This window comes from Streptomyces sp. CB01635 (assembly GCF_002803065.1).
Lineage (GTDB): Bacteria > Actinomycetota > Actinomycetes > Streptomycetales > Streptomycetaceae > Streptomyces.
In genome coordinates, this window is the sequence record NZ_NNBL01000001.1 from 98,734 (window position 1) to 118,620 (window position 19,887).

Genomic DNA, 19,887 nt, shown 5'->3' on the forward strand with positions numbered 1-19,887 from the left:
GCTTGTCCCGTTCGACGAAGCGGCCGGTGGCCACGTCCCGTATCCCCTGTCCCCCCTCCCACCCCCCATCACGATCCACCCCGCACCCAGCCCGCTCCGTCCGCTGCGTTACGAGGTCCGCCGGGCGACCGGCATCGCCACCGGTTACCTCACGGCGGCTGCCGTGCTCGTCGCCTCCGCGATTGTCGCCGTACTGCTCGCCCGGACCGGTCACACGCCGCAGTCCCGTCTCCTGGCGGCCTGGCCGCAGGAACTGCCGCTTCCGCCGGCCGCCCTCGGTGCGGGGCTGCTCGGGGCCTTCGCGTTCGGCGATGAATTCCGTCACCCCGCGCTGGCCGCCGACCGCGGCACCGTCCCCCGTCGCCTGGGACTTCTCTGCGCGAAACTCGTCGTCGCAGCGGCCATCGCCGTCTCGCTGGCCTTCCTCGTCGTCGTGTCCGACGCGGTGCTGCTTCACCTTGTATACGGAGAAGAGCTCAGCAAGGTTCCCGTCGACTGGCTTTCATCGAGCGCGAGTTGGCTCGCGCTCGTCATGGGCTGCGCCTGGGCCGGGGTGCTGGCCGCCGGTGTCTTCCGGTCCACGACGGCCGGACTGGCCGCCGTACTCGCCGTTCCGATCCTCGTCGTGCCCCTCGTACAGGAGGCCTTGGCGGGTCCATCTGTGCGAACGGCGGCGGGACTGCCGTCGCGGCTTCGTGATCTGGCACTTGTGCACTGGCCGTTCGGGGCGGAGCGTTTTCTGGCCGCGGGACTGCGGATGATCGCTCAACCTGTGGGCGGCGCGCTGATGTTGTCGCTGACCGCTCTGCTCTGCGCTTATCTGCTCACAGTGCTGCGTCCCAGGGCTCGATGACGACCGTCCGGCGCCTTCCGGTCCGGCCACGCGCACAACTCCGCGATGATCGCCTATTTCCGTCCGATAAGGCGTCAATTGCGACGAGGTAAGCGATCACCCTTTCGTGTGCTTTTCACCAAAGACCTCAAGGGACTTGGGAGCGGCGCCGACAACAGATCCGTGAGTACCCTTGCGCACACCATGATGACCGCCGCCCGCTCCGCCGACTCCGGCCTGAGCGGCCCGGGCGAACTCGACCGTTACCCCTATGGGGAGGCCAATGGTGCCGACCGTGTCGGCGCCCCTGTTTGGGATGTCGCGGATCAGGATCTCGGCCGGATGGGGCGGCGTGCCGCCGGCAGCCGCGGCCGCGGCCTGCACGGCCAGCTCGTCCAGCAGCTGGGCCAGATGATCGTTTCCGGGGACCTCGGCGCGGACCGCCCGCTCGTCCCCGAGGAGATCGGCCAGCGATTCGAGGTGTCCCGCACCGTCGTCCGCGAGTCGCTCCGCGTCCTCGAGGCCAAGGGCCTGGTCAGCGCCCGCCCGAATGTCGGCACCCGCGTCCGCCCCGTCAGTGACTGGAACCTGCTCGACCCGGACATCATCGAATGGCGAGCCTTCGGCCCGCAGCGCGACGACCAGCGCCGGGAGCTGAACGAGTTGCGCTGGACGATCGAGCCCCTCGCCGCCCGGCTCGCGGCCGGACACGGCCGTGAGGACGTCCAGCAGCGGCTCACCGACATGGTCGAGATCATGGGGCACGCCCTGGGTCAGGGCGATCCGATCACCTTCGCCCGCGCCGACGCCGAGTTCCACTCCCTGCTCATCCAGCTCGCGGGCAACCGGATGCTCGAGCACCTGTCCGGCATCGTCTCCGCGGCCCTCCAGGTCTCCGGGGGACCCGTCACGGGCTGCGACCGTCCGAACGAGGTGGCCGTAGCCCACCACAGCCGGATCGCCGACGCGCTCGCCGCGGGTGACGGCACGGGCGCGGAGGCCGCCATGCGGCAGCTGCTCACCGTCCACCCCGATGTCGAACGTGTGGTCCCCGCGCCCCGCGAGCACTGACGCCTTCCACGGCGATTCGGTGATCGGCGCCTCGGTGCAGGCTCCCGGTGTCCGATGCACCGCACGGTCCGGGTGCGCCCACCATCTGTTCCACATGTGTCGCCGGATCGCGCCTGATCCCCCCGGACCTGGCGCGATCCGGCGACATATGCGTGGACCATGAGTTCCGCCGGTTCGAGCTGGGTACTCAAAGAGTGGCCATGTTTGACCGTATCCATTAGTTTTTGACCGCTTACGGGGTGTGACTCGGGCCACGCAGATTGGGCGTAACGCTCCTCGGAACAGCGCGATGACCTAAGAGGCGACAGTCGAGGAGGGAATACAGCAGCCGCGTATGGCGCTGTCCATCTCCCCGGCCCCCGCCCACGCCGTCGGCCCATCCCCAAGTCGGCGGTCGTCGGCTCCGGTCCTCACAGGACGGGGCCGGAAGCCGTTTTCCAACGTTCCGAGAGGTTGTTCGTGTCGGCCAGCACATCCCGTACGCTCCCGCCGGAGATCGCCGAGTCCGTCTCTGTCATGGCGCTCATTGAGCGGGGAAAGGCTGATGGCCAGATCGCCGGCGACGACGTGCGCCGTGCCTTCGAGGCCGACCAGATTCCGGCCACTCAGTGGAAGAACGTTCTGCGCAGCCTCAACCAGATCCTCGAGGAAGAGGGTGTGACGCTGATGGTCAGTGCCGCGGAGCCGAAGCGCCCCCGCAAGAGCGTCGCAGCTAAGAGCCCGGTCAAGCGCACCGCCACCAAGACTGTCGCTGCCAAGACGGTCACGGCGAAGAAGGTCGCTGCCACGGCCACCCCCGAGTCCCCGGCCGTGGAGGCCGAGGCTGAGGACGCCGAACCCAAGAAGGTCGCAGCCAAGAAGACGACGGCCAAGAAGGCCGCCGCCAAGAAGACCGTCGCCAAGAAGGCGGCGGCGAAGAAGACGTCCGGCAAGAAGGACGACGAGGCCGACGACGAGGCCGAGGAGACCCCCGGCACGGCCAAGGCCGAAGGCGAGCCCGGCGAGGAGGGCGCGCAGGGCTTCGTCCTGTCCGACGAGGACGAGGACGACGCGCCCGCGCAGCAGGTCGCCGCGGCCGGCGCCACCGCCGACCCCGTCAAGGACTACCTGAAGCAGATCGGTAAGGTCCCGCTGCTCAACGCCGAGCAGGAGGTCGAGCTCGCCAAGCGCATCGAGGCCGGCCTGTTCGCCGAGGACAAGCTCGCCAACGCCGACAAGCTCGCGCCGAAGCTCAAGCGCGAACTGGAGATCATCGCCGAGGACGGCCGCCGCGCCAAGAACCACCTCTTGGAGGCCAACCTCCGTCTGGTGGTCTCCCTGGCCAAGCGTTACACCGGCCGCGGCATGCTCTTCCTGGACCTGATCCAGGAGGGCAACCTCGGTCTGATCCGCGCGGTCGAGAAGTTCGACTACACCAAGGGCTACAAGTTCTCCACGTACGCGACGTGGTGGATCCGCCAGGCGATCACCCGCGCGATGGCCGACCAGGCCCGCACCATCCGTATCCCGGTGCACATGGTCGAGGTCATCAACAAGCTCGCGCGCGTGCAGCGTCAGATGCTCCAGGACCTGGGCCGCGAGCCCACCCCGGAGGAGCTGGCCAAGGAACTCGACATGACCCCGGAGAAGGTCATCGAGGTCCAGAAATACGGCCGCGAGCCGATCTCCCTCCACACCCCCCTGGGCGAGGACGGCGACAGCGAGTTCGGTGACCTCATCGAGGACTCCGAGGCAGTCGTGCCGGCCGACGCGGTCAGCTTCACGCTCCTCCAGGAGCAGCTGCACTCCGTCCTCGACACCCTGTCGGAGCGCGAGGCGGGCGTCGTCTCGATGCGTTTCGGTCTCACCGACGGTCAGCCGAAGACCCTCGACGAGATCGGCAAGGTCTACGGCGTCACGCGTGAGCGGATCCGTCAGATCGAGTCCAAGACGATGTCGAAGCTGCGTCACCCGTCGCGCTCGCAGGTGCTGCGCGACTACCTGGACTAGAAGCGCACCGCCCGGACCGGATCCGGTCGGTAGGTCCGTCATCGAAGGGCCCGGCTCCCCCGTGGGGGGCCGGGCCCTTCGATGTGCTCGTGTGCATGACGCACGAAGTTCACTCACGCTGGGTGGGTCGATACAACCCAGAGTGAGGACACCGAATGCGTCGCCCCTTCGCCCGAACGCTGTTCCGGGCACCTGCCCTGCTGGCGGCGGCGGCCTTGCTGCCCCTGGCTTCCCCCGCCCCGTCAGGGGCGGACAGCGTCGTCATCGGGGGCCGGCCGGTCCGGGTGGCCGACAGTCCGTGGGTGGTGGCGCTCTCCAGTCGTGACCGGTTCGGGGGTACGCGATCCGGGCAGTTCTGCGGGGGCGTCGTGGTCGGGCGGTCGACAGTCATGACCGCCGCCCACTGCCTCGGCCCAGAGGTCCTGGGCGCCACGCGGCGCGCCGTGGCTGACCTCAAGGTCATCGCGGGGCGTGATGACCTGCGGACCCGGTCGGGCGCGGAGATCCCGGTGCGCCGCACCTGGGTCAACCCCGACTACGACCCCGAGACCAACTCCGGGGATGTGGCGATCGTCACACTGGACGCGCCGCTACCCGACGGGTACGTGATCCCGATGGCGGGGGCGGGGGACTCTGTGTACGCGGCCGGGACCGGCGCCGCTGTCTACGGCTGGGGCGACACCACCGGGGCCGGTGAGTACGCGACCACGCTGCGGGCCGCGGATGTTCAGGTGCTCGGTGGCTCCGTGTGCAAGGCGGCCTATCCGGGCGGCCCCGAGGGAGCGTTCCTCGCACGCACGATGCTGTGTGCGGGGGCGCCGCGGGGCGGGCGGGATGCCTGCCAGGGGGACAGTGGTGGCCCTCTCGTGGCGCGCGGGCGCCTGATCGGGCTCGTGTCGTGGGGGAACGGCTGTGGACGCCGTGGAAGCCCCGGCGTCTACACCCGGGTGTCGGAGGTAATGCGCGTCATGCCGAAGCCTGTCTGAGGCGCTCAGGGCGCCTCACGGGCATATGTGGGCCTGATGCGAGGACGGGCGGCCACCCCTGTGGTGCAGGGATGGCCGCCCGATCACCGGTCTGGGCCGGAGCTGGCTCGTCGTTGTGCGAGGCGTCAGCGTTCCTCGGTTTCGGCGCTTACCGGAGCGGCGGTCAAGCGCTCCGTCTCGTCCTGTATCTCAGCGGCGATCTTCTTGAGTTCCGGCTCGAACTTGCGGCCATGGTGGGCGCAGAAGAGCAGTTCACCACCGCTGATGAGGACGACACGAAGGTACGCCTGGGCGCCGCAACGGTCACAGCGGTCAGCGGCCGTCAGTGGGCTCGCGGGGGTCAGAACAGTAGTCACGTCGCCTCTTCTCTAGCTCGACGAGCTGTCGTACCAGGGTCAACATCCAACCAGGCCGAAAACGTTCCCGCTCGTGGCTTTTCCTCGAAAAATCTTTCCGAGGGGCTGTCTGCTGCCGGTTGGCGGCGAATGAGCCGTATTGCGTCTCTTACGTGTCTTACGGGTTCGCGCGTTCCGTCAGGGTCGGTCCTCGCCGACTGGCTTGTCGGTTGTTCATGAGGACGTGCCCGGAGCCTAAATGGTTCATGCGCCAAAGGGAACGTGATGTGTGCTTCACCCCATCGAGGGATCGAACATGCATACGATGCTGGACTAGTCTGGGCAGAGGCGAGGGTTGCGTTACAACGGCTCTACCAGGCCTCGGTACCCTCTGAGCGGCGACCGAAGCCGACCCCTTACCCAAAAGGGTTCCAACTGAAATTCAGCGAGGAGCGAACTGCGTGACCGCCGAAACGTCCGTGCCGTCCACAGCGCTGCTGACCGGAGCAGGCGGCATCGTGGACAAGGACAGTTCCAACTACACCGCGCGGCACCTGCTCGTCCTTGAGGGGCTCGAGGCCGTACGCAAGCGCCCTGGTATGTACATCGGGTCCACGGACAGCCGTGGCCTGATGCACTGCCTCTGGGAAATCATCGACAACTCCGTCGATGAGGCCCTCGGCGGTTATTGCGACCACATCGAGGTCATCCTCCACGACGACGCATCCGTAGAGGTGCGGGACAACGGCCGCGGCATCCCCGTGGACGTCGAGCCGAAGACCGGGCTCTCCGGGGTCGAGGTCGTCATGACCAAGCTGCACGCGGGCGGCAAGTTCGGCGGAGGCTCCTACGCGGCCTCCGGCGGCCTGCACGGCGTGGGCGCCTCCGTGGTGAACGCGCTCTCCGCGCGGCTCGACGTCGAGGTCGACCGAGGGGGGAACACGCACGCCATCAGCTTCCGCCGCGGCGTCCCCGGCGCCTTCGCCAAGCCGGGACCCGACGCGACCTTCGACTCCGCCGCGCGGCTCAGCAAGGTCAAGCGGATCCCGAAGAATCGCACCGGCACGCGTGTGCGCTACTGGGCCGACCGCCAGATCTTCCTCAAGGAGGCCAAGCTCTCCCTGGAGAACCTGCACCAGCGCGCCCGCCAGACCGCGTTCCTCGTGCCGGGCCTGACCATCGTCGTGCGCGACGAGTACGGGCTCGGTGACGGCGGCAGCAAGGGCGAGGAATCCTTCCGCTTCGACGGCGGCATCAGCGAGTTCTGCGAGTACCTCGCCGCCGACAAGCCGGTCTGCGATGTCCTCCGCTTCTCCGGACAGGGCACCTTCAAGGAGACCGTCCCGGTCCTCGACGACCACGGTCAGATGACGCCGACCGAGGTCACCCGCGAGCTCGCTGTGGACATCGCGATGCGCTGGGGCACCGGCTATGACACGACACTCAGGTCGTTCGTCAACATCATCGCCACCCCCAAGGGTGGCACCCACGTGAGTGGCTTCGAGCGCTCGCTCACCAAGACGATGAACGAGGTGCTGCGCTCCCAGAAACTGCTGCGCGTCGCCGAGGACGACGTCGTCAAGGACGACGCCCTCGAGGGCCTTACGGCCGTCGTCACGGTGCGTCTCGCCGAGCCGCAGTTCGAGGGCCAGACCAAGGAGGTGCTCGGCACCTCGGCGGCCAACAGGATCGTCACGAACGTCGTGGCCAAGGAGCTCAAAGCGTTCCTGACCTCCACCAAGCGCGACGCGAAGGCCCAGGCCCGCGCCGTCATGGAGAAGGCCGTCGCCGCGGCCCGTACGCGGATCGCGGCCCGCCAGCACAAGGACGCGCAGCGCAGGAAGACGGCCCTCGAGTCGTCGTCGCTGCCGGCCAAGCTGGCGGACTGCCGCAGCGACGACGTGGAGCGCAGCGAGCTCTTCATCGTCGAGGGGGACTCCGCGCTCGGCACCGCCAAGCTGGCCCGGAACTCCGAGTTCCAGGCGCTGCTGCCGATCCGCGGCAAGATCCTCAACGTTCAGAAGTCGTCCGTGTCGGACATGCTGAAGAACGCCGAGTGCGGCGCGATCATCCAGGTCATAGGAGCCGGGTCCGGGCGGACCTTCGACATCGACGCCGCGCGCTACGGGAAGATCATCCTGCTCGTCGACGCCGACGTCGACGGCGCGCACATCCGCACCCTGCTCCTGACCCTCTTCCAGCGCTACATGCGGCCGATGATCGAGGCGGGCCGCGTGTTCGCCGCGGTGCCGCCGCTGCACCGCATCGAGCTCGTCCAGCCGAAGAAGGGCCAGGACAAGTACGTCTACACGTACTCGGACCGCGAGCTGCGCGAGACGCTCCTCGAGTACCAGCGCAAGGGCGTGCGCTACAAGGACTCGATCCAGCGTTACAAGGGCCTCGGAGAGATGGACGCCGACCAGCTGGCCGAGACCACGATGGACCCGCGTCACCGCACGCTGCGCCGTATCAACATCGGCGAGCTGGACGCCGCGGAGCAGGTCTTCGATCTGCTCATGGGCACGGACGTGGCGCCGCGCAAGGAGTTCATCAGCAGCTCGGCCGCGACGCTCGACCGCTCGCGCATCGACGCCTAGGGGCGACCCGGACGCCGGCTCCACCCATGGGTGGAGCCGGCTGATCCACCCACGATCCACCCCAGCTCCGATCCCGTGAGCTGGCCTTTTCCGTAACTTCGAAGACGTTGCTCGACGCCGCTGCTCGGCGTCGTCCGGCGAAGTTCTCGAAATCCTCGAAGTCACGGAAAGTCGGAGGCCACCATGTCCGGGCTCACCAATGTGCTGGTGATCATCGCAGTCGTCGTGCTGGTGGTCGTCCGTCAGTTCAAGGCGCAGCAGATCACCATGGACAAGCGCTGGTGGGTCGTGCCCGCCGTGCTCGTCTTCATGGCGCTGCGCAAGCCGGACCTCCTCGACTCCCACCACCAGGCCCTCTCGGCCTCGCTCATAGGCCTTGAGCTGCTCGTCGGTCTCGCCCTCGGCGCCGGCTGGGCCTGGACCACCCGGATCTGGACCGCGCAGGACGGCACCGTGTGGAGCAAGAGCACCAAGGCCAGCGGCGCCGTCTGGGTCGTCGGAATGGCCGTACGGGCCGGTCTCTACGCCGCCGGCGCGGCCTTCGGTATCAAGCAGGGCAGCGCCGCGCTCATGCTCGCCCTGGCCGCCACACTGCTCGTTCGCTCCGGAGTCCTCATCTGGCGTGCGCAGTCCCTGCGGCCTGCACCCCAGAGGGCCGGGGCGTACGGTGACGGCGTGCCCGTGCCGTCGTGGAAGGACCGTGTGTGACGTCGGGAGCCTGGACCAGCTGGCCCTCGCGGGAGGCGCTCTCCCGCGAAGGGCTCACGCGGGCGCGGCGGGTCCTTGCTCGCGTCGTGAGAGCGGTCGCGCTCACTGCTCTCGTGTGGACCGCGGCAGCGGAGCGTGGCGTGCACGGCTGGACCGTTGCCCTGGCGCCGGTCGCGCTCATCGCCTGCGGCGCCGCGGCCTGGGGGTTCTTCCGGACCACGCTGGAACACCTGCTGTGGCCCTCCGTGGGTCTGCTCGCCGTCCTGCTGGGCGCGGCATTCGCGGCGGAGCAGGCCGGGTTCAGAGGGCCGGCGCTCGTCCTCTGGTGCGGCTGCGCCGTCACCGCTCTTGAGCGGCTGCCCCTGGTCGCGGCCATTCCTCTCACGGCCGGCGCGCTCACCGGGTTCGCTGTCCTGAACAACGACGCATGGTTCACCACAGCGGTCACCACCATCGGGCTCTGCCTTGCGGGATACGTCCTGCGCCTCGACGCGGAGGCCAGAGGAAGTGCGCAGCGGCTGCTCCGCCAGGAACGGGCCGCGCGCGCCGCGGAGGCGGAATCCGCCGCCCTGGCCGAGCGGGCCCGGATCGCGCGGGAGATCCACGACGTGCTGGCGCACAGCCTCTCCGCCCAGCTCGTCCACCTCGAAGCGGCACGCCTGCTCATCGAGCGGGGCGCGGATCTCGACCAGATCCACGAGCGCGTCGTCGCCGCCCGGGGCATGGCTCGCGACGGGCTCACCGAGACGCGCCAGGCACTCTCGGCGCTGCGCGGAGAGATGACCCCGCTGGAGGACTTCCTGCGCGAACTCGTCGCCACGGACGGCGCGACGGTCTCGGTGGAGGGGGTGCGGCGGCCGTTGTCCGTCGAGGCGTCACAGACAGTACGCAGGGTCGCCCAAGAGGCCCTGACGAACGTACGCAAGCACGCGCCCGGCGCGAAGGCCCAGGTGAGACTGGAGTACGGCACCGCCGAAGTGACCCTTGAGGTAAGGGATGCGGGCTCGGCCACGTCGGCGGGGGAGCTCACTGTCAGTGGCTCCGGCTACGGTCTGTTGGGGATGAGGGAGCGTGCGGAGCTGCTCGGCGGCACGCTCGTGGCAGGGCCGTGCGAGGAGGGTTTCGCAGTGAAGCTGAAGGTACCCGCATGAAGGGGACGGACCCGGGGGCGAACGGGACGGATCGCCTGGCGGACTCGGCAGGTTCGCAAGGGGGCGGTGCGGACGCGGAGAGTTCGCAGACAGGCGCGGCGCACGCGGCAGGTTCGCAAGGGGGCGGTGCGGCGCGTAGGGACGCCAGAGTGGTGGTCGCCGATGATCAGACGGTCGTGCGCGAAGGCATCGTGATGCTGCTCGGGCTGCTGCCCGGCATCGAGGTCGTCGGAGCGGCCGGCGACGGCGACGAGGCCGTCGCGCTGGTTGCCCGACTCGCCCCGGACGTCGTCCTCATGGACCTGCGTATGCCGCGCTGTGACGGGGTGGAGGCGACGCGGCGCATCCGATCGAAGTACCCCGGAACCCAGGTCGTCATCCTGACCACCTACGCGGACGACGAGTCGCTGTTCCCCGCGCTCAAGGCCGGAGCCCGCGGCTATCTGACCAAGGATGCGGGCGGCGACGAGATCGTGCGGGCCGTCGAGGACGTGCTCTCCGGGGACGCGGGCCTTTCCCCGAAGATCCAGCGCCGACTTCTGGAGCGTCTTTCGGAGCCGGCGCCGGCCTCCGCGCCCGTGGAGCCGCCCGACGGAATCACCGCGCGAGAGGCCGAAGTTCTGGGGCTCATCGCCGAAGGGCTCACCAATCAGGAGATCGCCCGCGCCCTGCATGTCTCCACCGCGACGGTGAAGACACACATCAACAATCTCTTCGCCAAAACCGGCCTCAAGGACAGGGCTCAGGCAGTGCGGTATGCCTATCGGCACGGCCTTGTTCAGCCACCGGGGTCGGCCATCACCTAATGGGGTGAAGGGAGATGTGAGAAGAGTCCGGGATCTTCCCGTTCTGCCCATCCTTGGGCTCGCGGCCTAAGTGGCCCGCGGACAAGGAGAGTTCGGTGGAGAAGCACGACGGGCGCGAGGCGGCGCAGACCCGGCCCGGTGATCGCGGTGTTCTCGGCGATCCCTGGTACGACGCGCTGGCCTCCGGGTGGGGCGAGTTGGACGGCACGGGGGCACCGGCCCCGGCCGTACCTCCGCAGGCAGCCCCCCCGGAGCGGAGCGCGGCGGCGATCTATCTGGAGGTGCAGCGCAGCGCGGCCTTCCAGGAAGTACGCAGCCGCTACCGGAGGTTCGTCATTCCGGCCGCCGCGGCCTTCTTCGCCTGGTACCTCGCGTACATCCTGGCGGCGACGACGGCCCCCGGTCTGATGGGCAGGCCCGTCGCCGGAGCGGTGAATGTGGCGATGCTGGCGGGCCTCGGGCAGTTCCTCAGCACCTTCCTTCTGACGTGGCTGTACTCGCGCCACGCGCGGTTGCGAAGGGACCGCGCTGCGCTCGAACTGCGCTGGGACACCCAGGAGATGACCCGAGTGATCGAGGGTGGCCAGCGGTGACCGGGAACCATCAGACGCTGGCGCTGCTGCTGTTCAGCGTGTTCGTCGCCGTCACGCTGGCGATCACGACATGGGTGAGCCACAACAGGCACGGATCGGCGGAGGAGTTCTACGCGGGCGGCCGGCTGTTCTCGCCCATGGAGAACGGTTTCGCCATCGCGGGCGACTACATGTCGGCCGCCTCCTTCCTCGGGATCTCTGGCCTCATCGCGCTCTTCGGCTACGACGGCCTGCTCTACTCGGTCGGGTTCCTCGTGGCCTGGCTCGTCGTGCTGCTGCTGGTTGCCGAACTCGTGCGCAACTGCGGGCGGTTCACCCTCGCCGACGTCATCGCCGCCCGGATGCGAGAGCGTCCCGTGCGGATCGCGGCGGGAACTTCTTCGGTGACGGTGTCCGTTCTCTATCTGGTGGCGCAGATGGTGGGTGCGGGCAGCCTGGTCGCGCTGCTGCTCGGCAGCACCGGCGGAGCCGTACAGGCGTGGACCGTCGTCGGCGTCGGCGGGCTCATGGTCGTCTACGTGTCACTGGGAGGGATGCGGGCCACCACCTGGATCCAGATCGTCAAGGCGGTCCTGCTCATGGGCGGGGCGATCGTCCTGACCGTGCTCGTCCTGGTGCGTTTCCACGGGGACTTCGACCAGCTGCTGCGTACGGCGGCGCAGCGCAGCGGGCACGGAGCCGCGTTCCTCGCGCCCGGACTGAAGTACGGCGGCGACTGGACCGCGAGGCTCGACTTCATCAGCCTGGGCCTTGCGCTCGTGCTCGGCACGGCCGGGCTGCCGCACATCCTGTCGCGCTTCTACACCGTTCCGACGGCACGGGCCGCGCGCCGCTCGGTCATCTGGTCCATCGGACTCATCGGCAGCTTCTACCTGATGACCATCGTGCTCGGCTTCGGTGCGGCGGCGATCGTGGGATCCGGCGCCGTGCGGGGTTCGAACGCGGCGGGGAACACGGCGGTTCCGCTGCTCGCGCTCGACCTGGGCGGCGGCCCGGACTCCACAGGTGGAACGGTTCTGTTCGCCGTCGTCGCGGCCGTCGCCTTCGCGACGATCCTCGCCGTCGTCGCCGGGATCACGCTCGCCTCCTCGGCCTCCGTGGCCCACGATCTGTACGCGTCCCTGCGCCGCCCCCACGCCAAGCCGCGCAGCGAGGTCGCCGTGGCCCGTGTCGCCGCCGCCGGCATCGGAGTGGTCGCGATCGCCCTGGGACTGCTCGCCCGCGACCTCAATGTGGCGTTCCTCGTGGGCCTCGCCTTCGCCGTGGCCGCCTCCGCCAACCTGCCCGTACTGCTCTACTCCCTGTTCTGGCGGAACTTCACCACGCGCGGCGCCGTGTGGTCTGTCTACGGAGGGCTCGTGCCCGCCCTCGTCCTGGTGGTCCTGTCACCGGTCGTGTCCGGCAGCGAGACCTCGCTGTTCCCCGGCGTGGACTTCCAGTACTTCCCGCTGGAGAACCCCGGCCTCGTCTCCATTCCCCTCGGTTTCCTGGCGGGCTGGCTCGGCACGGTCACCTCACATGAGCCACCGGACGAGGCCAAGCACGCGGAGACGGAGGTGCGTGCGCTGACCGGGGCGGGAGCCGTCTGAGGACCGCGCCCCACAGGTGTGGCCGGGCCCCCGCGCGGCTGCCCCAGAGCGCTCAGGTCAGGCCACTGCCGGCCGCCTCAGGGCGCCACCCACACATAGCGATGCTCAGGACGCCCGGTGTCCCCGTACTTGAGCGAGAGGTGGAGCCGGCCCGACTGTTCCATGTGGCGCAGATACCGCTGCGCCGTGGAGCGGCTCAGGCCGGTCTCCGCCGCCACGTCGTGGGCGGACAGCGGATGGTCGGCGCGGTGCAGCACATCGCAGATCAGATCCGTGGTCGGCTCCGACTGACCGCTCGGCAGGCCGGGCGAGGTGGGCATGGGCAGCGCCCGTAGCGCACCGAAAATCCGGTCGACCTGCTCCTGGCCCGCGGCGCCGCGGCCGCTGACCCGGTCCACGGTGCGGCGCAGCGCCGCGTACGAGTCGAGCCGCGAACGCAGCGCGGCGAACGTGAACGGCTTCACCAGGTAGTGCAGGGCTCCCTGGCGCATCGCCGCCTGCACCGTCAGGACGTCGCTCGCCGCGGTGATCATGATGACGTCGGTGTTGTGGCCGTTCTCCCGCATCCGGTGGGCGAGTTCGAGGCCCGTCATGTCGGGCAGGTAGTGGTCGAGCAGCACGAGGTCGATGCGCTGGCGCTCCACGGCGGCCAGTGCCTGCGCGGCGTTGTGGGCGCGGGCGACCACCCGGAAGCCAGGAACCTTTCCCACGTACTTCGCGTTGATCTCGGCGACACGGAAGTCGTCGTCCACGACCAGGACGTCAATCATCGGGCCTCTCTCCCTCAAGCCCAGGCGAGCTGTTAAGCCCGTGTTTCGGCTCAGCTGTTGTAGCGCGAGCAAAACGAGCACAACAGTCTCTTGCAAGCAGAAGTCCGCCTTGCGCCCAGAAGACTGATGCGGTGTCCCAGGTCACATCTACCTTCCGGCCATGAGCACAGACACCGGCCCCGCCATCGAACTGCGGGGCGCGAGCAAAACCTTCAGGACGCCTTCGGGCGGCCTGCACACCGCGGTCAGGGAGCTCGATCTGACCGTCGGACGCGGCGAGTTCGTGGCCGTCGTCGGCCCCACGGGCTGCGGCAAGTCGACCACCCTCACCCTCGTCAGCGGCCTGGAGGAACCCACCGACGGCGAGGTCCTGGTGGCCGGCGAACCCGTCGAGGGAGTCGGCGACAAGGTCGGATTCGTGTTCCAGCAGGACGCGACGTTCCCCTGGCGAACGGTGCTGTCCAACGTCATGGCCGGTCCGCGCTTCCGCGGCGTACCGAAGGCCGAGGCGAAGGCCAAGGCCCGTGAGTGGCTGGCCCGCGTCGGCCTCGCCTCCTTCGAGGACCGCTACCCGCACCAGCTCTCCGGAGGCCAGCGCAAGCGGGTCGCCCTCGCCGCCACGTTCGTCAACGACCCCGAGATCCTGCTCATGGACGAGCCGTTCTCGGCGCTCGACGTGCAGACCAGGGCCTTGATGTCGGACGAGCTCCTGGAGCTGTGGGAGGGGACGGGCGCCTCGGTCGTCTTCGTCACCCACGACCTGGAGGAGTCCATCGCGCTGGCCGACAAGGTCGTCGTCATGACCGCGGGACCGGCCACCGTGAAGCAGGTCTTCGACATTGCCCTGCCGCGCCCCCGGAAGGTCGAATCGGTGCGCCTGCTGCCCGAGTTCATCGAGATCTACCGCGAGATCTGGGAGTCACTGGGCGAAGAGGTCCGCATCACGCGCGAGAGAGGTGCCGCCGATGTCGCCTGATGCCGTCACCGCCGTGCCCGCCACCGAAACCGCCAAGCCGGGACGCGCCGTCACCAAGGCCCGCGCCGCCCGTCGGCGCAAGGCACTGATCGGCGGCGCCCGGGTCCTGCTCCTCGTCGCCGTGCTCGGCCTCTGGGAGGTGCTCTCGCGCGCCGCGATCATCGACCCGTTCAACTTCTCGATGCCGTCGAAGATCTGGGACCAGATCTGGACGTGGACCACCCACGGCACGGCGCTCGGCTCGCTGGGCGAACAGGTCTGGTACACGCTCTACGAAGCGCTCGTCGGCTGGATCATCGGCGTGATCGCCGGTGTCGTCTTCGGAATCGCGCTCGGGCGCATCACCTTCCTTGCCGACATCCTCGGCCCGTACATCAAGGTCCTCAACTCGATCCCGAGGATCGTGCTCGCCCCGATCTTCGTGATCTGGTTCGGCCTCGGCCCGGCCTCGAAGGTGGCCTCCGCCGTGGTCCTGGTGTTCTTCCCGGTGTTCTTCAACGCCTTCCAGGGAGCCCGCGAGGTCGACCGGAACCTGGTCGCCAACGCCCGCATCCTCGGCGCCAGCGACCGCCGCGTGACGCTTCAGGTCGTCATCCCGTCCGCCACGTCATGGATCTTCACCAGCCTCCATGTGAGCTTCGGCTTCGCGCTGATCGGCGCCATCGTCGGCGAATACATCGGCGCGACCAAGGGCGTCGGCCTGCTTGTCGCACAGTCCCAGGGCACGTTCAACGCGGCCGGTGTGTACGCGGCGATGGTCATCCTCGCCGTCGTGGCCCTGCTGGCAGAGGGGCTGCTGACCTTTGCCGAGCGCCGCATCTTCCGCTGGAAGCCGGCGGATTCGGACAGCTGACCACCGCCGCTCGGTGCGAGTCACGAGCGCTTCCCCGTACCGCTCTCGCCCCCCTCTCCACCATCTCCGCCCTCTTCAGTCTCTTCACAAGGACGTGAACCACCATGCGTAACACCGCGCGGCTCTGTGCCCTCGCAGCGACCGGCCTGCTCGCCCTCTCCTCGCTCACGGCGTGCGCCAACGACGCCGCCAGTACGAGCACCGGCTCAGGCAAGAAGGCGGACGGCAAGGGAGAGCACGTCAAGATCATGGTCGGTGGCCTGGACAAGGTCATCTACATGCCGGCGATGCTCACGGACCGGCTCGGCTACTTCCAGGATGAGGGTTTGAATGTCCAACTTCTGAGTGAGCCCGCGGGTGTCCAGGCCGAGACGGCGCTCGTCTCCGGCCAGGTCCAGGGGGCCGTCGGCTTCTACGACCACACCCTCGACCTACAGGTGAAGGGCAAGGCCGTCGAGTCCGTGGTGCAGTTCTCACGCGCCCCCGGAGAGGTGGAGATCGTTTCCAACAAGGCGTCCGGGGCCATCTCCTCGCCCAAGGACTTCAAGGGCAAGAAGCTCGGCATCACGGGCCTCGGCTCCTCGACGGACTTCCTCACGAAATACCTGGCGGTCAAGAACGGCGTCCAGCCGAGCCAGTTCTCGCCGGTGGCCGTCGGCGCCGGCCCGACGTTCGTCTCCGCGCTCCAGAAGGGCGCCATCGACGGCGGCATGACGACGGACCCCACCGTCGCCACGATCCTGGACAAGAAGCTCGGCAAGGTCCTCGTCGACATGCGGACCCCGGAGGGCTCCCAGGAGGCGCTCGGCGGCCCGTACCCGTCGTCGAGCCTCTACATGCAGACCGACTGGGTCAACAGCCACAAGTCGACGGTCCAGAAGCTCGCCAACGCGTTCGTGAAGACGCTCAAGTGGATGTCCACGCACAGTGCCGACGAGATCGCGGCCAAGATGCCGGCCGACTACTCGCAGGGCGACAAGAAGCTGTACGCCGAGGCGATCAAGGCCACGCTGCCGATGTTCACGACGGACGGCGTGATGCCCAAGAACGGCCCCGAGACTGTTGAGAGTGTGCTCAAGGCGTTCAACCCGAACATCAAGAACGCCGAGGTCGACCTGAGCAAGACCTACACCACCGAGTTCGTGGACAAGGCCGCCGGCTGACCACGTCAGCTCGATGTACGTGCCTCAGGTGCGGGTCGCCCAGACATAACGGTGTTCCGGGCGGCCCGCATCGCCGTATTTGAGGGTCAGGCCGGCCCGGCCGGTGCGTTCCAGGAGCTTCAGGTAGCGCTGGGCCGTCTGCCGGCTCAGACCCGTACGGTCCGCGACCTCCTGCGCCGAGAGCGGGCCCTCCGCGTCCACCAGCGCCCTGCGGACGAGCTCCGCCGTGCTGAGGGAGTGCCCCTTCGGGAGGTCCGGCTCGGTGTCGGCCGAGAGGGCGCCGAAGATCCGGTCGACCTGGGCCTGTTCGGCCTCGCCGCCGCCGTCCAGGGTGCGGCGCAGCCCCGCGTACGCCTCCAGCTTGGCGCGCAGACCCGCGAACGCGAACGGCTTGACCAGGTACTGCAGCGCCCCGAGTCGCATGGCGGCCTGCACGGTGGAGACGTCTCGCGCCGCCGTCACCATGATCACGTCGGTCTGGTGGCCGCGGCGCCGGATCTCCTGAACGGTCGCCAGACCCGTCTCGTCCGGCAGGTAGTGGTCCATGAGGATCAGGTCGATCTGCGGCCGGGCCTCCACCTCGCGCAGGGCCTCGGCCGAGCTGTGCGCCTCGGCCACCACGCGGAAGCCCGCCACCTTCTGCACGTAGGCCGCGTTCACGCGCGCGACGCGGATGTCGTCGTCCACGACCAGCACTTCGATCATCGCGGGTCCTCCTTCGTAGGGGTGGCCATGGCATCGGCGGCGGTGCCGGCCGTGGTGGTCGTGGGTGCTTCGGTGGCCTCCTGCGCGAGGCCCGGATCCGTGAGCGCCTCGGGCAGGACGACGGTGAACTCGGCGCCCCCGCCGTCCGGTTCGCCGACGTGGACGCTGCCCCCCTGCCGTTCCGCGAGCCGGCGCACGAGGGGCAGGCCGATGCCGCGCTTCCCGTGGGAGGGCAACTTCTTGGTCGACCACCCCTCCGTGAAGATCAACTCTCGTCGGGCGGCGGGGATGCCGGGTCCGGTGTCACGTACCCGCAACTCCACTGTGTGGTCGTCGGTCGCCCGTACATCGACCTCCACGCGCGCGTGGGGCGTGCCCGCGACCGCGTCCACCGCGTTGTCGACCAGATTCCCGACGATCGTGACGAGTCCCCGCGGGTCGATCAACTGGTCGGGGAGGAGTGTCCTGTCGGAGATCCACAGCGCGACTCCGCGCTCCGCGGCCACCGTCGCCTTGCCGACCAGGAGTGCCGCGAGCAGCGGGTCGTGCACCTTCTCGGTCACCTGCTCCGCGGTCGCCCTGTGATCGCCGACCACCTCGCCGACAAACTCGACGGCGTCGTCGAACATCTCCAGTTCGAGCAGGCCGAGCAGCGTGTGCATGCGGTTGGCGTGCTCGTGGTCCTGGGCGCGCAGGGCGTCGATCAGGCCGCGCGTCGAGTCGAGCTCGCGGCCCAGCTGCTCCAGCTCGGTGCGGTCCCGGAGGGTGGCGACGGCGCCGCCGTCGTCCGTGGGCATGCGGTTGGCGATCAGGACGCGCTGTCCGCGGACGGTCACGAGATCCGTGCCCGTGGCCCGGCCCGCCAGCACATCGGTCGTACGACCCGGGCCCAGGGCGTCGTCGAGCGACTGCCCGATCACCTCGTCGCCGATGCCCAGGAGCCGGTGCGCCTCGTCGTTGAGCAGCCGGATCCGGCCGCTCCGGTCCAGCGCGACGACGCCTTCGCGAATGCCGTGCAACATGGCCTCGCGCTCCGACAGCAGCCCCGAAATATCGGAGAACGCCAGGTCACGGGTCTGCCGCTGGACCCGGCGCGAGATCAGGTAGGCGGCCACCGCGCCCACCGCGAGGGCGCCGCCCGCATACGCGAACAGACCCGGAATGGCGTGGATGAGCCGCGCCCTGACGCTGTCGTACTCGATGCCCACGGAGACGGCCCCGACGATGTCGCCCTGTGCGTCGCGCAGGGGGACCTTTCCGCGCGCGGAGCGGCCCAGGGTGCCGCTGTCGATCTCCATGACCTCGTGGCCCGCGAGCGCCTCGCTGGGGTCCGTGGAGACGATCCTGCCGACCTCGCCCGGATCCGTGTGGGACCAGCGGACGCCTTCCCTGTTCATGATCACTACGTACTCGGCGCCACTGGCCCGGCGGATCCGCTCGGCCTCCCGCTGGACGGGACCGTCGACCGTGGGACGTGAATGGCGCAGGTCCTCGGCGATGCTCGGCTGGGCCGCGGTGGTCTGCGCGATGGCGAGCGCGCGGCGCATCGCCTGGTCGTCGAGCTGGTCGCTGAGCGGCGCGAGGAAGAGCCCCGTCGCGAGCACGGCCACCCCGGCGGCGATCGCCACCTGCATCAGCAGCACCTGCGCGAAGACGCGCCGCGGCAGGCCGAAGCGCAGCCGGCGAGTGGGGGGAGTGGGGCTCATATGAAGAACGGTAAGGGGGCGCGCGGGCTACTCCGTAGCGGATGTGGCGGGTATCTCGCGACCTGGGATGCGCCTCGTACGGGGCCGCCGGGTCAGCCGCTCGCGCTGAGGGGGCCTGTGACGGCGGGCGCGGCCTCGTCCACCGCGAGTACGTCCATGCGTGCCGGAGTGCCCAGTGCGGCACCGCAGCTTTCGGGGCGGGGCGGCTGCGAAGCGCTCTGCGCGACGGTGACGTGCCAGCGGCGGCCGTCCGTGTGGGCGACGGTCACCTCCCAGAGCGGAGCCACGGCTCCCTGCGCCACGCCCTTCGTGTGGACGACACTCAGCACTCCTGCGTCATCGATTCCCGCAGACGTGCGCACGGCGAGCTCGGCGGCCTGCCCGGGCCGCTCCCACGCGGAGTTCCCGCGGCACCCGTCGGTGGCGATCCGGCCGGCCCGTACCGCGTCGAGGGTGCCCCTGACGTGCGAGGCGTCGGCACGGCCGTACGCGTACCCGTAGGGCAGGACGAGGAGCGTGGGGGAGAAGCGGTGGCCGCCGAGGTGGGTGACCTCCCAGACGCCGTCCTGTCCGGACGCGGCGAGGTCGGCGGCCAGAGGCCGGCCCAGGAGGGCGCAGCAGCGGTCGCGCTTGCCATTGGTGCAGACGAGGGCGAGCGGCGCGCCCTCGTGCGGCGCGCCGAAGCCGCGGTGATCACCTGCTCCGAGGGCTACGAAGTCGAGGGCGAGCAAGGACTGCGGGGAGTCGGTCATGGTGCCGCGCAGCCAGGTGTTCCCCGGAATGGTGTGGGCCACATACACATGGCGCCGGGTGGCGGCGTGGAAGTCGGCGTGCCGGCCCGGGCGCCGGATGAGGGCGACGCGTACGCCGGTCCCCTCCGCGGCCGCCTCCAGGGCTCTGCCGAGCTCCGGGTCCAGATGGCTGGACGTCAGCGCCTTCACACCCCAGGGGCCCGGCTGCTCGATCAGCAGCCAGGTACTCGCGGTGGCGGCGGTCCCCGCGAGAGGCTCGTTCAGGTCCTGCGAGGCGGTCGTACACGTACTCACGTAGGGGAGCC

Annotated in this window: 17 protein-coding genes and 1 pseudogene; 13 read left to right on the top strand and 5 right to left on the bottom strand. The window is 69.3% G+C overall.

Annotation, left to right across the window (positions count from 1 at the left end; genetic code table 11):
• The 4 genes and pseudogenes from CG723_RS47270 to CG723_RS00400 form a co-directional block, all read left to right on the top strand.
• Positions 1 to 853: pseudogene (locus tag CG723_RS47270) on the top strand (ABC transporter ATP-binding protein); the annotation flags it as partial.
• A 162-nt stretch (positions 854 to 1,015) separates the two neighbouring features.
• On the top strand, positions 1,016 to 1,903 hold the full coding sequence (locus CG723_RS00390) for a FadR/GntR family transcriptional regulator (RefSeq protein WP_100591749.1): 888 nt from the start codon (positions 1,016 to 1,018) through the stop codon (positions 1,901 to 1,903).
• 459 nt (positions 1,904 to 2,362) lie between these two features.
• Positions 2,363 to 3,892, top strand: coding sequence for an RNA polymerase sigma factor (locus CG723_RS00395; protein WP_100591750.1), 1,530 nt, complete (start codon positions 2,363 to 2,365; stop codon positions 3,890 to 3,892).
• Between the two features lie 155 nt (positions 3,893 to 4,047).
• Positions 4,048 to 4,878 (top strand): S1 family peptidase, encoded by an 831-nt coding sequence (locus CG723_RS00400; RefSeq protein ID WP_100591127.1) that lies wholly within the window; start codon positions 4,048 to 4,050, stop codon positions 4,876 to 4,878.
• A 125-nt stretch (positions 4,879 to 5,003) separates the two neighbouring features.
• Here CG723_RS00400 and CG723_RS00405 read toward each other — a convergent pair whose 3' ends face one another.
• On the bottom strand, positions 5,004 to 5,234 hold the full coding sequence (locus CG723_RS00405) for a DUF7455 domain-containing protein (protein ID WP_100591128.1): 231 nt from the start codon (positions 5,232 to 5,234) through the stop codon (positions 5,004 to 5,006).
• Positions 5,235 to 5,674: 440 nt separating this feature from the next.
• Between CG723_RS00405 and CG723_RS00410 the strand changes: the two genes are divergently transcribed.
• From CG723_RS00410 to CG723_RS00435, 6 genes are all read left to right on the top strand, one after another.
• Positions 5,675 to 7,810, top strand: a complete 2,136-nt coding sequence (locus tag CG723_RS00410) for a DNA gyrase/topoisomerase IV subunit B (RefSeq protein ID WP_100591129.1) — start codon at positions 5,675 to 5,677, stop codon at positions 7,808 to 7,810.
• A gap of 183 nt (positions 7,811 to 7,993) precedes the next feature.
• A complete protein-coding gene (locus CG723_RS00415) occupies positions 7,994 to 8,518 on the top strand; it encodes a DUF1453 family protein (RefSeq protein ID WP_100591130.1) in 525 nt (174 codons plus the stop codon).
• Positions 8,515 to 9,669 (top strand): sensor histidine kinase, encoded by a 1,155-nt coding sequence (locus CG723_RS00420; protein ID WP_100591131.1) that lies wholly within the window; start codon positions 8,515 to 8,517, stop codon positions 9,667 to 9,669. The genes CG723_RS00415 and CG723_RS00420 overlap by 4 nt, the downstream gene beginning before the upstream one ends.
• A 149-nt stretch (positions 9,670 to 9,818) precedes the next feature.
• Positions 9,819 to 10,475 (top strand): response regulator, encoded by a 657-nt coding sequence (locus CG723_RS00425; protein ID WP_442802503.1) that lies wholly within the window; start codon positions 9,819 to 9,821, stop codon positions 10,473 to 10,475.
• A gap of 95 nt (positions 10,476 to 10,570) precedes the next feature.
• Positions 10,571 to 11,068 (top strand): DUF485 domain-containing protein, encoded by a 498-nt coding sequence (locus CG723_RS00430; protein ID WP_234374066.1) that lies wholly within the window; start codon positions 10,571 to 10,573, stop codon positions 11,066 to 11,068.
• Positions 11,065 to 12,657, top strand: coding sequence for a solute symporter family protein (locus CG723_RS00435; protein ID WP_100591134.1), 1,593 nt, complete (start codon positions 11,065 to 11,067; stop codon positions 12,655 to 12,657). Before CG723_RS00430 ends, CG723_RS00435 begins: the two co-directional genes overlap by 4 nt.
• Positions 12,658 to 12,734: 77 nt before the next feature.
• Here CG723_RS00435 and CG723_RS00440 read toward each other — a convergent pair whose 3' ends face one another.
• Complete coding sequence (locus tag CG723_RS00440; RefSeq protein ID WP_100591135.1) at positions 12,735 to 13,427, bottom strand: response regulator; 693 nt, start codon at positions 13,425 to 13,427, stop codon at positions 12,735 to 12,737.
• Positions 13,428 to 13,587: 160 nt separating this feature from the next.
• Between CG723_RS00440 and CG723_RS00445 the strand changes: the two genes are divergently transcribed.
• From CG723_RS00445 to CG723_RS00455, 3 genes are all read left to right on the top strand, one after another.
• Positions 13,588 to 14,403: an ABC transporter ATP-binding protein gene (locus CG723_RS00445; protein ID WP_100591136.1), complete on the top strand. Its 816-nt coding sequence runs from the start codon at positions 13,588 to 13,590 to the stop codon at positions 14,401 to 14,403.
• Entirely contained in the window at positions 14,393 to 15,256 is an 864-nt protein-coding gene (locus CG723_RS00450; RefSeq protein WP_100591137.1) for an ABC transporter permease, read from the top strand. The genes CG723_RS00445 and CG723_RS00450 overlap by 11 nt, the downstream gene beginning before the upstream one ends.
• Positions 15,257 to 15,360: 104 nt before the next feature.
• Complete coding sequence (locus tag CG723_RS00455; protein ID WP_100591138.1) at positions 15,361 to 16,419, top strand: ABC transporter substrate-binding protein; 1,059 nt, start codon at positions 15,361 to 15,363, stop codon at positions 16,417 to 16,419.
• A gap of 24 nt (positions 16,420 to 16,443) precedes the next feature.
• On the opposite strand, the gene CG723_RS00460 is transcribed toward CG723_RS00455, so the two are convergent.
• From CG723_RS00460 to CG723_RS00470, 3 genes are all read right to left on the bottom strand, one after another.
• Positions 16,444 to 17,124, bottom strand: a complete 681-nt coding sequence (locus tag CG723_RS00460; RefSeq protein ID WP_100591139.1) for a response regulator — start codon at positions 17,122 to 17,124, stop codon at positions 16,444 to 16,446.
• Positions 17,121 to 18,830 (bottom strand): sensor histidine kinase, encoded by a 1,710-nt coding sequence (locus CG723_RS00465; protein ID WP_100591140.1) that lies wholly within the window; start codon positions 18,828 to 18,830, stop codon positions 17,121 to 17,123. The genes CG723_RS00460 and CG723_RS00465 overlap by 4 nt, the downstream gene beginning before the upstream one ends.
• 92 nt (positions 18,831 to 18,922) lie before the next feature.
• Positions 18,923 to 19,876, bottom strand: coding sequence for a sucrase ferredoxin (locus tag CG723_RS00470; RefSeq protein ID WP_100591141.1), 954 nt, complete (start codon positions 19,874 to 19,876; stop codon positions 18,923 to 18,925).
• Positions 19,877 to 19,887: the final 11 nt, after the last annotated feature.